The following is a 14,631-nucleotide window of genomic DNA, read 5'->3' on the forward strand; positions in this document are numbered from 1 at the left end:
CATCTAACCTCTATGAACATCTCCACATTTCGCGCGAAATCGATGCAACAAGCCCTAGACATGATCCGTCGTGAGTTGGGGCCAGACGCTACGGTCCTGCACACGAGAGAGTGTCATGCCAGCCTGTTGGGTCGAATCTTTCTTGGCAGACATTTTGAGGTCGCGGCGTCTAAGGATGCTAATGTCCCGGCTAGGATGGTGGTCACCGAAGAAGCCGCGGCAGCTTCTACGTCGAAACCTGCTTCAAATATTTTAGCGGGAGATGACTTCGATTACCGAAATCGCTACCGCAACGACTTTCTTGCGGATTCCGGCACGGAAATAGATGAGCTGCAGTTCATGTCGCAACATCTCAGGCAGCAGTCTGCTGACTCGGCCATTCATAAACTTCCTGAGGCATTGTTCGAGGTTTACACCGACCTGATCGAATCCGACGTGGAAGAACGTGTTGCCCAGCAGCTGCTCCACCATTTGCGCGCCAATGAGACTGTCGACTTGCACGATGCGTTTGCGTTGCGGGCTGAGCTCATGCGCAAGATCGAAAGCGAGATCGAAGTAACGGGACCTCTGCAAGTAACATCCGGTGCAGGCAAAGTAATCGCATTAGTTGGCCCCACGGGAGTGGGCAAGACCACGACAATCGCGAAGTTGGCGGCCAATTTTCGCCTACGTGAGAACAAGTCGGTCGGCTTGATCACCGTCGATACTTATAGGATCGCCGCAGTCGAACAGCTTCGTACCTACGCCGACATCATCGACTTGCCTATGGAAGTGGTGAGCACACCACGGGAAATGCGCGAGGCGGTCGCGAGAATGAAATCCATGGATTTGATTCTGATGGATACTGCGGGACGTAGCCCTCGTGATCAAGTCAGGATTCAAGAACTGAAATCCATCCTCTCGGAGGCCAACCCCGACGAAGTTTTTGTGGTTCTCAGCGCTGTCAGTGGAGCCAAAAGTCTGACGACAACGGCTGAGAAATTTGCTTCTGTTGGTACCACAGGTATCGTTGTTACAAAACTCGACGAGGCCATGGCCTTGGGAAATCTACTCTCCATAGGCCAGGTTAGTCGCCTCCCCATAAGCTACGTGACCGACGGCCAGAACGTCCCCGACGACATCCAGGTCGCCAATTCACGCAAGTTGGCGGAGTTGATCTTAGGAATCAAGAATTAATCAGAATTGAGACTCAATCGGATTCGAGACGACCGGGCTCACCATTAACTGACAAATGTCCACTGACAACTGACAATTCCCCATGCTTGATCAAGCCGACAAACTGAGAATGCTCGTTCGTGAAACCGTCAAGGAGCATGCTATCCTTCAACCGGGGATTCCTCTGGTAGCTGTGAGCGGCGCACAACGCGGAGTTGGTGCGACCACTGTCGCCCAATATCTTGCGCAGGAACTTGCTCAACTCGGCAAACGTGTCGTCTTGGTCGATGCCAATCTGCTTGCTCCGAGATTGACCGCCAGCATGAAGCCATCTCGCAGTGGTTCTCTTTCCGAAGTCCTAAACGGCCACCGCTCAGTGGCTGAAGTACTCGAACAAATTGGTGAAGGGATCCAGCTCTTGTCTGGCATCGATGTTGATGGAGAAGTCCCCGAAATGAATCTTCGCGCACTGAAGCGCCTTTTGACGGACCTGCGATCACTAAGAAATGATGCCGATATCATCTTGATTGACACTGGTGAGGGGATGACTCCCTGGATTGAAAAATTCTGGACCGCTGCCTTGCAGATATTGCTGGTAACCACGGTGCAGTCCTCTTCGGTAATGGACAGTTACGCTGCCGTAAAACTTGCCCCTTGGGGAGACGTGGACGGCAAACTTCGCCTGGTGGTCAACCAATGTAACGATGTAGATTTGGGCATGCGCGCAAGCGATAGCTTTGCGTCAACTTGCCGGCGATTCTTGGGAATGCGTTTGCTTGGCGACGCGGCAGTGCTAGCTTCTGACAAACAACTCCACGCTGGGGCAGAAACACTCAGTCATCGCTCTCCGTTGCGTCGATCCGTGCGCTTGCTCGCCGCCGACCTGCTCTCACAAGCTTATTTGATCCAAGGGCGCAACACGCAACCACGAAGTAAGTCCCTTCCGAGCGAGTCGCAAGCAGCTTCGCTTTTCACAGAAACCGAACAAAGAGTCTCCATTGCCGCGAGTCGCTAGCAGACCGCTTGTTTTATTTTCAACTTCACTCAATACAACCACGCATTATGACGATAACTAATGGAAGTCGGATCGGCTGCACTCGCCCGTTAAACTGGCGCGAATGCGAAAAGTTTGAGGCCCAAGGAGACTCGTCGCGTGGCTCGCACTTATGCCGGCATCTTAGCACTACTGGGATTAATCGTGGTGCTCCTACGCGCCATCAAGGATGGAGCTGGCGTCGACGGCACGCTCCTCCAGTCAGTTGCTATGATGGCGCTTCTGGCAGTGGTGGGGACAGTCGTAGGAGCAATCGCTCAGACGACAGTCGATGAGTCAACGAGAACTCGCGTGCAGGCAGAGTTGGATGCATTCGAGAACGCCCAAGCCAAGCCAACCAACTAAGACATCGGTGCCTGTTGTGGCACCGCGAATAAACAAACGAGAACGGAATCTCGCTTCCATCTGATTGCCTCGCTGGGGGCAATCAGTTCAAAGCAGCATGGAGGATTGCATGACAACAGCGACTGTCGCACCTGTAGATGAAATCGCCGAAGTTTGGCATCAGTATAAGAATGATCCCAGCAGTCGTGACTTACGCAATCGACTCGTTGAGCGTTATCTGCCGTTGGTGAAATACAATGGAGAACGCATCTGGTCGCGGCTCCCGGATGGGGTGGAACTCGATGATCTCATCTCGGCCGGTGTCTTCGGTTTGATGGACGCCATCAAGGCCTTTGACATGAGTCGCGGTGTTAAGTTCGAAACCTACTGTGTTCCTCGCATCCGTGGTGCCATGCTCGACGAACTGCGAAGCATGGACTGGGTTCCTCGCTTGGTCCGTTCTAAGGCGAGCAAACTCAGCGCGGCCGTCAAAGCACTCGAAGCGCAGCACGGCCGGCAGCCGACAGAGATCGAACTCGCCGAGAAGATGGAAATCTCCGTTCAGGAGCTCGAAAAGATGATGTCCGAGGCCAACGCCGTCGGCCTCATCAGTCTCAACAAAAAATGGTACGAGACCGACAGCTACAAGGATGTCCGCGAAATCGACATCCTGGAAGACAAAAAGGGCGAAGATCCCACACGTCGAATTCAGAAATCCGACCTCATGCGGCTAGTCACCAAGGGACTTAATCGCAACGAGCGCCTCATCATCATTCTCTACTACTACGAAGAAATGACGATGAAGGAAATCGGCTCAACTCTCGACCTGAGTGAAAGTCGGGTGAGCCAAATGCACAGCGCGATCGTGCAGCGGTTGCAAAACCAGTTAGGAAGACGCCGACCGGAATTCGGCACCTAACGGCAAGCCAAACCTGTGGCGAGCCGGATGCGCAAGCTTCCGGTCCCACTCCAACCAACCTTAAGCCGCGAGGCGACAGCCGGGCGAGAAATCTCGCTGGGAAGTTGCCTCGCGGTTTTTCTGTTAGGATAAGGTACTCCTCGATCAAACTACGCTTGAACAGTGCGTGGTTTAATTCGGCTGGAAGTCTGCGTACCAGTAGTGGTCTTTCGACGCTTCAAGCACTTACCCGGCCGCTTTCTGGAAACAAGGTTATGAATAACCTCCTTTTCTCCGCGAGTTGCAAATCCCTGACAAAGTGTAGCAGGTTTTCACGATCGGCAGCGTCTTGCCCCCCAAGTCTTGCCCAAGTATCTGACAACTTATCCTATTGATTTAGCTGAAAATCTCGCATTCGCTACGAAATTAGGATTCTTTGACGTCCTTTTCCTTACAAGCTAAGATGAACTCATTCCATATTTGGCCAAGAAATAGCGACGGATTCTCGCCTTCTTCTGCAAGGATACTATATGGCAGCCCGTTGCCCAGACGATACTTCTCAGCTCTTGGCTCGTGTGGCTAAAGGTGATTCCCTGGCGACCGATCAACTATTGGATCGCCACCGTGGCCGTCTGGTTGCAATGATTAAATTGCGCATGGATGGCCGGCTGACTGCGAGATTCGATCCTTCTGATGTGGTTCAAGACTCACTCACTGAGGCTCACGGTAAGTTGACTAACTATGCACGATCACAACCTATTCCTTTCTATCCTTGGCTACGCGGAATTGCCTGGCAGCGGCTTATCCAGCTCCAACGTCAGCACTTATATGCAAAACGTCGCTCAGTCAGTCGGGAAGAGCACTCTCACCAGCTCGCCGATAAATCGGCAGAGTTGCTCGCCGAGAGATTGCCAATGCCCGCGACGCATGCTAGTGGTCATGCTATTCGCAAGGAAATACAAGCTCGAGTTCATGCAGCTATTCAGCAATTACCTGAAATCTCTCGTGAAATAATCATACTACGTCACTTGGAAGAGATGTCGTTTAATGAGATTACCGACGTTCTGAAAATGAGCGAAGATGCGATCTATTCACGCTATCGACGTGCAATTGAGAAATTAAGTCGCAGCTTGGCTAAACATGACGACTAGCAACTTTTGTGTTTTGTGGTTCCTGAAGCGACCCTATCTGCCCCAGAGATTCCTTTTCCAGTTTCCTATCCATGGCACACACAGAACTATCCGAGATTCAGACTCCGCCTGATCTGGAAGCGGCTTTTGATGTTCTTGTGTGCCAAGCCGTAACCCAGCTAGAAAACGGCGACTCGATCAATGTAACCGAGCTTTGTGCAACTTGGCCTCAATTAGCTCCACGGCTTCAACAGCTCCTGCCTGCCTTGGAGGCGGTGGCACATCTACGTCCCGCCACCGAGATGATGGGCAATGAATCGGCAGTCAATTCTCGCGGCTCAGACAGATTATCCTCTTCAGACGGTGACGGAATGCCGCGGGGAGTATTGGGAGACTTCCGGATTCTGCGAGAGCTAGGCCGGGGGGGAATGGGAATCGTCTACGAGGCCGAGCAGTTATCACTCGCTCGGCGGGTAGCGCTCAAGGTCCTGCCGTTCGCCGCAATGCTGGATGAGCAGCAGTTAAAACGTTTCAAGAACGAAGCCCGTGCAGCCGCCACGCTCAAGCATCCTCACATCGTCAGTGTCTATTCTGTAGGCTGTGATCGAGGTGTCCACTACTATGCTATGGAATTGGTCGATGGTGAGAGTCTTGATCGGGTGATTCACAATTGCCAAAGAGTACAGAGTGGCGGGCAAATCGAAGATAGTAGTAGTGCCTCGGCTGAAACTGTTGCTGCCGCGCTCTCTACAAAAGATGATGCCAATTCGCCAGGACGCTTTCGCACCCTCGCATTACTTGGAGCAGAGGCAGCCGACGCACTCCAGCATGCTCATGACTTAGGCATCATTCACCGCGACATTAAGCCTGGCAACTTGATTATTGATCGAGCAGGCAAAATCTGGATCACCGATTTTGGCCTTGCTCGGATAGAAGCCGACGCAGGCCTTACGATATCGGGCGACGCACTCGGGACACTGCGTTACATGAGCCCAGAACAGGCTCTTGGGCAAGCTGTTGTAGATTCTCGTTCCGATATCTATTCACTCGGAGTTACCCTTTATGAACTGTTAACGCTTCAACCCGCATACGGAGGAAACGACCGCAGACAGCTTCTCCAAGAGATCGCGACAATCGACCCGCGTCCTCTTCGGCAACTCAATAGCCACATCCCTGTCGATCTCGAAACTATCGTCTGCAAGGCAACGGAACGAGACCCCGTTGATCGATATCGAAGCGCAAAGCACCTTGCCGATGATTTACGACGATTTTCAGAGAGCAAGCCAATCCATGCCCGAGCTCCTTCGTTGAGTGACAAGATCTTCAAATGGTCTCGGCGGCACTCGGGACTCGCATGGACGGCACTCGGAATACTTCTACTGGTGCTCGTTGTGCTGAGTCTCGGCACAGTTTTCGTCGCCCAATCTCGTAATGAGGCCAACCAACAACGCCGGCTCGCTATCGGCGAAAAGAACGTTGCAATAGCGGAACGTAATCGTGCCATGGATGAGCGAAACAAAGCCCTACTCCATCAATATTGTGCCGAAATTGTTGCGGGTCAGGTGGATGCACAACAGAAGAACATCGGCGGCTTGCGTACCACTCTTGCAGGACACTTACCACTCGATGGAGCGCCGGATCGTCGTGGGTGGGAGTGGTATTATTTGAAGACACTTTGTCATCCCGAACAAGTAAGCTTGCGGGATTTCTATCAATTTCAGCATGCTGCCTGGAGTCCAGACGGAGCCCTTATTGGCACGCCAGGGAAAATTTGGGATAGCGGCACCTACGGTCTCATCGGCACTTGTGATACCACATTTATCTTGCGGCGTTGTGCTGCGTGGAGCCCCGACAGCCGAAAGCTGGCTTGGGGTGAAGCTAGTAAGCTTAGTAATGTTCATATCTGGGACCGAGAAACAAATGAAGTTGATCTGCCATCTATTCATGAGGCAAGTGTATGGTGTCTTGCTTGGCGCCCCGATGGAAAGCAGCTAGCTACTGGCTCAATCGACCACTCGGTAAAAATCTGGGATGTCGCCACACGTTCGGTAGTTCACTCCCTGGAGGTTACTGATAACGTTTCAACAGTGGCCTGGAGTGCCAATGGCAAGCTGCTGGTAGCTGGGGTAGATGGTGGGGGTGTTTTCGCGTGGAACACGTCAACTGGTACACTTCTGTTTCAATTACCCTCAGAGGCTCAACACACGGGAGTCTCTTGGCATCCCGTAGGCGAACATTTGGCTGTTATAGAAAGTCACCGCTGGTTCTTACTTAATTCTACGAACTGGAATATCTCTGAAGAGCACCAACTTTTACGTGGGGGTGTCATTGCGTGCAGTCCCGACGGCAAGCGTGTCGCCGTATCACATGGCGAAACGATATCTGTCTGGGATCTAGAGGTCGGTCGGTCCATCATCGAGCTGAACGGTCACTTGCGGGATGTGATTTCCTTGTCTTGGAGTGCTGATAGCTGCAACCTAATCAGTTCCTCGGATGATTGTGAAATCAAAGTGTGGGACGTAAATGCAACTGCAGATTCGGAAGCTGCTTCAGTCAATTCGCCCATCAACTTGATCTACTGGAAGTCGGATCAAACCCTAGTTGCTGTCAGTGAGAGGGAGAATGTTCTATTCTCCTGGCAAGAGCTAAAAAAAAGTCCGACTCGAAGTGAACTTCCGACTATTAACGAAGCGTTGTGCTACAGCTCCGACCGAAGTCTTGCGGCTGTGTACTCAGAGAATCATCATGCGGTTTCCATAGTTGATACCTCGACCAATCAGGTACAGGCATTGTTGCGGTTAACGCAAGACCACCAGCTCTGGAATCTAGGTAGACAGCCGTGTCAGTTCTCCTTGGACGGTTCACGACTTGTCATCGCAACCAATTTCGGCGACCAAATCTCACTTAGTTTCTGGGAGATCGACCAAGAACGTTGCATATCGACATGGTTATGGGAGTGCCACCCAGAGGGAGGTAAAGTCGAGCAAATGACTTGGTCACCGGAGGGGGATTACGTAAGTGTGGTTGGACAAGGCGACTTTGGCGACAACGGACGCTTATACTGGGACGACCACTTACACATCATCGAGGTAGCAAGTGGCAAGAGGGTGTTAAAACGGCTTCCAATAGGCGGCAATAAGCTCTCAATCAGTTCGACGGTTTGGAGCCCCTCATCAAAACTCGTGGGAATCGGAACTGACGAGGGATGTGTTGAAATTGTGAAGATAGGCACACAGCAACCAGTGTTTACCAAGAAGATTCACAGGAACTCTGTTCACTCTCTAGCGTGGCATCCCATTGAGAACCGATTGGCATGTTCGTCCTCAGTTGGCATCATGAAGATAATCTCGGCAACTTCAGGTCAATCACTCTTGACCTTTTCACTTCGCGACAAAACTACCTCTTGCCTAGCGTGGAATCCAAACGGTCAGCTATTAGCTGCGGCAACCAACAGAGGCAACGTAAGTATGTTCGACGCCTCACGAGGATACGACATTGCCTCGGGGAACAGACAAGGAGAATTAGCCTGGGACTACTACGAATTAGCCCGCTCAACAACAGGTGATGGGTCACGGGCAGCCTTAAGGGAGGTGTTGCGCCATGCACCAGACACTATGGCGTTTTGGGCTATGCGAGGGAACGCCAATGCGATGCTAGATGAGTTCGAGCAGGCTGCAGACGAGTTTGCAAAACTTAACACGGCTAAGAATAGTCAATCGATTCTAGCAGCCGTTAGTCGAGCATTGTGTCTCCGTGCAGCCGGAAATATTCCAGCGTTTCAGAGGGAGTGTCGAGTTCTAGCGTCCAAGTATGCAGCAGACCCCGAGCCAAATAGCAGAGAGACTGTTGCAATGCTCTGTACGGCCACTCCTTATTCCTCGGTGGACCCTGCTAGACTTTTAATGATGGCAAGTTACGAGATTCCAAAACCTGAAATTGATAAACATAATAGTATCTTAATTGGTGCATGCCTAATGCGAGCTGGACAGGATGAGAAGGGGGCGCTCATTCTGACGAAAAAGTCGCAATCGTATCTCCCCGGTGGAAATGCAAGGAATTACATCGATCAGGCATATACACTCTATTTTCTCGCTCTGGCCCGACATCACCTAGGGCACACCTCGCAAGCTCGGCGACTGCTTGCCGAGGCAAACGAACATGCCTCCCAGGCTGGCGATCTCCAATGGAATTGGCGTGACCGCGTGAATCTCGGCGGTTTACGTGACGAAGTCACCGCCGCTCTCGCCCCGTAGCGAATTAGGGCAAATTCTCAGCCGTTATGCCCAATTCTTAGGAATATTCGACAGATTCCCCCCTTCGACTGCAGGACTATGGATAGGGGAATTGCGCCCAAATCCAGCTGGGCCTCAAGGGTACAGGGGACGCGTTTTCTTAAATATACGTACTATTTTGAGCCCATTTTCTGGGCGCCATTTACTTATTCCTTGATTGGACCACTCAAGATGAAATCGTATCTCGTCACTGCCTCGCTGCTTTGCTTAGGCTTTGCTTGTTCAGTCGCAACGGCTGCCGATGTCACCAGCACCTGGGATGGTTCGACCAACACCTGGTCGGATGATTCTCACTGGGACAGTCTGCTGTTTCCCAATAATGGAAATGGAGGACTGACTTACGAGGCACTGATTTCAGGCGGAACGGTCACATTGGATCAGGATATTAGCATTGAAAATCTGCAACAGACGAATGGAACTATTACAGGAAGTTCTGATCTGACCATCTCAGGTTTCACGACATGGACGAGGGGCACGATGAGCGGTACGGGGACCACGCGCGCCAACGGCGGCCTGGACCTGAGTGGCAGCCTACCCAAGAACCTTGATGGCCGCGTCCTCAACAATGCCGGCGCTGCCACCTGGGCGGCCGGCCAATTCATTACCGGCAATGGAGCGGTGCTCAACAACCAGCTCGGAGCGATATTCGATACCAACTTCGACGGCGAAATCTTCGACGGCTTCATCGGTGCTCCATCGCAAATCAACAACGCCGGTACCTTCACCAAAAGCGGCGGGGCAGGCGCGACCAGATTCCATATCGCATTCAACAATACCGGTGCTGTTAACGTTCAGTCAGGTACGCTCAGTCTATCGGGAGGCGGAACAAGCAGCGGTAGCTTCGACGTGTCAGCCGGCAGCACATTGCAGATATCGAGCGGCGTAAGCTTCGTAGCTGGTGCAAGTGTGACTGGCGCTGGAACGCTGGACATCAGCAATGGTACTTTGACTGCATTAAGTGATCTCGAACTTACGAATCTAGCTCTCACGAACTCCTCAGCCACTATCGATGGTACATCGACAATCATCGCTTCGGGCATGCTGACTTGGACGAGGGGCACGATGACTGGCGCAGGCATAACCAATGCCAACGGCGGCCTGGACCTGAGTGGCAGCAACTCCAAGACCCTCAATGGTCGCGTCCTCAATAACGCTGGCGCTGCGACCTGGACGGCCGGACAAGTTTTGACCGGAAATGGAGCGGTGTTCAACAACCAGCTCGGGGCGACATTCGATACTAACTTCGACGGAGAAATCTTAAACGGCTTCGGTGGTGCTCCATCGCAAATTAACAACTCCGGTACTTTCACCAAAAGTAGCGGAGCGGGCGCGACCAGAATCCATATCGCATTCAACAATACCGGTGCTGTTAACGTTCAGTCAGGTACGCTCAGTCTATCGGGAGGCGGAACAAGCAGCGGTAGCTTCGACGTGTCAGCCGGCAGCACATTGCAGATATCGAGCGGCGTAAGCTTCGTAGCTGGTGCAAGTGTGACTGGCGCTGGAACGCTGGACATCAGCAATGGTACTTTGACTGCATTAAGTGATCTCGAACTTACGAATCTAGCTCTCACGAACTCCTCAGCCACTATCGATGGTACATCGACAATCATCGCTTCGGGCATGCTGACTTGGACGAGGGGCACGATGACTGGCGCAGGCATAACCAATGCCAACGGCGGCCTGGACCTGAGTGGCAGCAACTCCAAGACCCTCAATGGTCGCGTCCTCAATAACGCTGGCGCTGCGACCTGGACGGCCGGACAAGTTTTGACCGGAAATGGAGCGGTGTTCAACAACCAGCTCGGGGCGACATTCGATACTAACTTCGACGGAGAAATCTTAAACGGCTTCGGTGGTGCTCCATCGCAAATCAACAACGCCGGTACCTTCACCAAAAGCGGCGGGGCAGGAACGACTTATTTCGGTCTCGCCTTCAGCAACACCGGTAACGTTAACGTCAACAGCGGGACGCTAAAGCTCGGAGGATTTGTCTCTAACGCGGGATCGATGAATATTCAACCTAGTAAGACTCTAACTCTAGACGCAGGGTTCATCAATCACGGAGCAGGAATTGTCACTGTTGACAACGGCCACCTTACCATGGCTTCACTGGCCACGAATGACGGTGCATTAATCATTGAGAATGTCTCTGCTGCTACTCTAGCTGCAAATTTAATCAACGCCGGAACCATCGATGTTGCAGCCCTGTCGAACCTGAATGTAGGTGGAGCCTATTCAGGCACAGGCAACATCGAAATCGATGATTCCCAGTTCACCGTCGAAGGAAACGCCGCGATTGGTGGAACGCTAAATATCAACAATACTTCGACAGCTCGATTCGAAGCGGGCGGAAGCAACAGCGGAGCGATAAGTATTCTGACGGATTCTTCATTGGCGATTGATGGTGCGTTTGCAAACGATGGCGCAATACTCGTGGACTCTGGAGGGCAATTAAATCTCGACTCGAATCAGCCGTTTGACAATCCAGGGACGCTGGAGGTTCACGAAGGTACTGTCGCGATTCCTAAGTCGAACAGTATTGCGGTCCATCCACTGGCGCCACTCCAGTTAATCGCTGAGGCAACACTTACGGAGGGTACCTGGATCGCCAGGGGAAACAGTTCGATTGTGCTTCCCCAAATCTCCGGTGGAACGCCCTTTGAGCTTCGGCATACCGATGCCATGGTAATTCTGGATGGTCCTAGCTCCGCTATGCCTGCGATTGACGGACTATGGACGAATGCAGGGACACTGGAACTGCGCGGCGGGCGCGATCTACTTTTGACGGGTCGGCCACCAGACGCATCTCCTGGATCTTTCGCATCGCCCTTTGTGAACTCGGGCATTATTCACCTAGGAGTAGGAAGCACGCTGTCACTTGGCCAGGAAGGCATCTCAAACGGAAGTGGATCTCGCGTGGAAGGTGAAGGCGTGATCGAGGGAAGCGTTTCAGCACACGGAACGACGTTCTCGAGCAACGGGTCACTATCGATTAATCAGGGATCCCTATCGATATCGACCTCGGTGAGCAACTTGACTGCCGGCACGTTGGCGGTCAACGTTCCCATGTATGTTAACAACGGAGGCCACTTTGTTATCGCCGACGGGGCAACTCTAGGAGGAACGGGCATCTTAGAATTGCAAGATGGCTTGGTCACCATCGATGGAACGCTCGACAAGCAAGTGCGAATAGTCGGTCCCGTAGTAGTAGGGGGGACAATCTCCGACGCCACTCTGGACAGTGCCGTTGTCACGACCCCTCCGAGTGGAGGTGGATTCGGACTGGTAAATTGCTTTGGCGAGAACACTATCGAATCGGGCGTCGTGAATATCGATGGGCAGTTGCTTGTTAACGATGGCACACTGACACTGGGTGCTGGAGCGAGTATTTTCGGGCCAGGGGCGATCGATGTCAAAGCGTTGGCGTCTGCGGTTGTCTTTGGCAATCTGGCATCTACCGGCAATGCGACCATCACCGGATCGTTGGCCGTCGAAGCTGGCGCCACGGCCCAGGCCACAAATTGGAATTTTGTTGGGAACAGCCTAGTAAATGTTAAAGGCAGATTAAAATCGCCCAATCCCGTTACGGTTACTGGCACAATAATAGTGAGTGACGGCGGAGAGACCGACGTTTCCGATGTGACATTGGCCGAGTTTGCCAAAGCCAAAGGCCTGGGCAAGTTTGCTGGGAATGTCAAGTCTAAGTCAAACGCTGTTATCGCCCCCGGAAGCAGTCCCGGCATGTTGACGGTCGGCGGCAACATGACATTTGAAGGGGGATCGATCTTCGAACTCGAAATCCGCGACGCCCAAGGAATCTCCGGCACCGACTACGATCTTCTGGCTGTCGAAAGCGATATTATCAACATCGGCACCACGATTGAACCGATGATCATTTCTCTCAATACGCTCGATCTGCTCGATGAACCAGGTCAGGCGACCAACTTCGATAACTCCCAAGACTATTCCTGGACCATTGCCACAGCCATCGGCACAATCAGCGGATTTTCCGCTGGCACTTATGTGTTTGACGAGAGTGCCTTTCTAAACGACCTGGGCAGCGGCGCACTCTTTCTATCGCTCGGTGATTCCGGCCACGCCCTAAACGTGGTTTTTTCTGCCAATGGTCTGCCGAATCTCAGCACTGGCGACTTCGACCAAGATGGCGACGTGGATGGCCGCGACTTCCTCACCTGGCAACGAAACCCTGCTATTGGATACCTCGCTAACTGGCAGGCCAACTACGGTCGCAGTGCTACTCAATCGGCACTCAGCGTGGCAGTTCCCGAACCTTCCTCGCTGGGCACGATGGTCTGTCTGACCCTGGCTTGCGTGGCTTGCCTAAGGCACTCTCACTTGCAATTTGAAAAAAGAAAGCTGATCCCATCGGTTGCCATTCAACACCTTGCCCTCTTGGGATGGGGCTGCTGGCTGGCACTGGTTGTTGGCTCAACTCCGGCAAGCGCAGTGCTCGTTGTCAATGAAGGCGAGCAATTGAGTGGCAGCTCGGTAATCCAGGAAGATGTCATTAACCATGGCGCGGTGATGGGGTTAGGTCCTGACCAACGGTTGGTTTTCGGCGAGGGCTACACCCTCACAGGTGCCGGCTCGTTGGAATACACGCTTTCACTGGGAACCTACTCGCCAGGGAACAGCCCAGCCGTCGTCACCGGCACCAATCAGCAATTCGGCGGCACGGTCCAGATCGAACTGGGAGGTGCGCTACCCGGTTTTGGGCCAAACAATCACGATCAAATTAATGACACAGCTACCCTTGATTTGCTGTCCTCTTCAACCTTGAGCATCCTGCCCTACAACGGATTCGTACCAACGGCGGGGGACATGTTCACCCTCTTCACTTGGCAAACAGAGCTCATCGGTTCGTTTGGCTCGGTCGTGATCGACCCCTTCTTCGCCACCAATGGGTTGACTTTTCAAATTGACGTGATCAATCCCAGCAGCTCTGGCAGCCTCGTATTGACCGCTGTCCCAGAGGCGAACGCCGTTCTTATCTGGTCTGCGCTGGCGGGTGTGGTTCTGATTACCAAGTTCTACTCTTTTCTCGTGCCACGTCGTCTTCGTTCTATTTCGACTTTGTGTTTCTCACTTGCTTGTTCGTTGCTTCTCAACAACAGTTTTGTGCAAGCTGACCTGTTCGTCATCGATCCCACGGTGGTGGCAGTCGGTCACGATTCACCTAGCGACGGCGTCTTTGATTCGTTCTCAGGTCCAGCCGGCACGGTACTCAACAATGAATACAGGCCATCGAACATGCCCTCGTTCGAAGATCGCACGACACTGCAATTCTCCTTGAGTTCGATCTCAGGAACCATTTCTTCAGCCATTTTGACTCTTTTCGAGAATGGACGAGGAGGACTGCCATTGGTCAGCTTCTACGGCTATCAGGGTGACGGAACGCTGAGTTTGTCAAACTTCGAAGTCGGCAGCAAACCGCTAGTAGCCCAAGTGCAAACTTCTCTCGACAGCGTAGCCAACAATGCCGCCCTCAACTCGATCGACCTCACGAGCTTCGTGCAGCAGGCATACACAATGGGTGCCTCGCACATAGGAATCACCAGCCGAGTCGACACAGGCTCACTCGGGTTCTTCTACTCGGCCACTCCTAGATTCACCCCAACGTTGAACGTCACCGCCGTGCCGGAGGCCAGCGCGGTGCTGGTTTGGTCTCTGCTCACTTTGGGGGCGTTATTGCGAAGTGGCCTGAACGATAGCAAAAATCAGTAAACCTAGTTTCTTATTTGAACTTATGACTTC

Annotated in this window: 7 protein-coding genes; all 7 read left to right on the top strand. The window is 52.7% G+C overall.

Going from position 1 to position 14,631, the window contains the following annotated elements; translation table 11 throughout:
- The first annotated feature begins 12 nt into the window (after positions 1-12).
- The 7 genes from flhF to Pr1d_RS01625 all read left to right on the top strand — a co-directional run bounded on the left by flhF (position 13) and on the right by Pr1d_RS01625 (position 14,601).
- Positions 13-1,176, top strand: coding sequence for a flagellar biosynthesis protein FlhF (flhF, locus tag Pr1d_RS01595; RefSeq protein ID WP_148071877.1), 1,164 nt, complete (start codon positions 13-15; stop codon positions 1,174-1,176).
- A gap of 82 nt (positions 1,177-1,258) precedes the next feature.
- Complete coding sequence (locus tag Pr1d_RS01600; RefSeq protein WP_148071878.1) at positions 1,259-2,170, top strand: AAA family ATPase; 912 nt, start codon at positions 1,259-1,261, stop codon at positions 2,168-2,170.
- Positions 2,171-2,308: 138 nt separating this feature from the next.
- Positions 2,309-2,554, top strand: a complete 246-nt coding sequence (locus tag Pr1d_RS01605; protein ID WP_148071879.1) for a hypothetical protein — start codon at positions 2,309-2,311, stop codon at positions 2,552-2,554.
- Positions 2,555-2,663: 109 nt separating this feature from the next.
- Positions 2,664-3,452 (top strand): FliA/WhiG family RNA polymerase sigma factor, encoded by a 789-nt coding sequence (locus tag Pr1d_RS01610; protein WP_238476612.1) that lies wholly within the window; start codon positions 2,664-2,666, stop codon positions 3,450-3,452.
- A gap of 509 nt (positions 3,453-3,961) precedes the next feature.
- Positions 3,962-4,582: a sigma-70 family RNA polymerase sigma factor gene (locus Pr1d_RS01615; RefSeq protein WP_148071881.1), complete on the top strand. Its 621-nt coding sequence runs from the start codon at positions 3,962-3,964 to the stop codon at positions 4,580-4,582.
- 71 nt (positions 4,583-4,653) lie between these two features.
- On the top strand, positions 4,654-8,814 hold the full coding sequence (locus Pr1d_RS01620) for a protein kinase domain-containing protein (RefSeq protein ID WP_148071882.1): 4,161 nt from the start codon (positions 4,654-4,656) through the stop codon (positions 8,812-8,814).
- Between the two features lie 210 nt (positions 8,815-9,024).
- Positions 9,025-14,601 (top strand): beta strand repeat-containing protein, encoded by a 5,577-nt coding sequence (locus Pr1d_RS01625; RefSeq protein ID WP_148071883.1) that lies wholly within the window; start codon positions 9,025-9,027, stop codon positions 14,599-14,601.
- Positions 14,602-14,631 lie beyond the last annotated feature (30 nt).

Source organism: Bythopirellula goksoeyrii, from assembly GCF_008065115.1.
GTDB classification, from domain to species: Bacteria; Planctomycetota; Planctomycetia; order Pirellulales; family Lacipirellulaceae; genus Bythopirellula; species Bythopirellula goksoeyrii.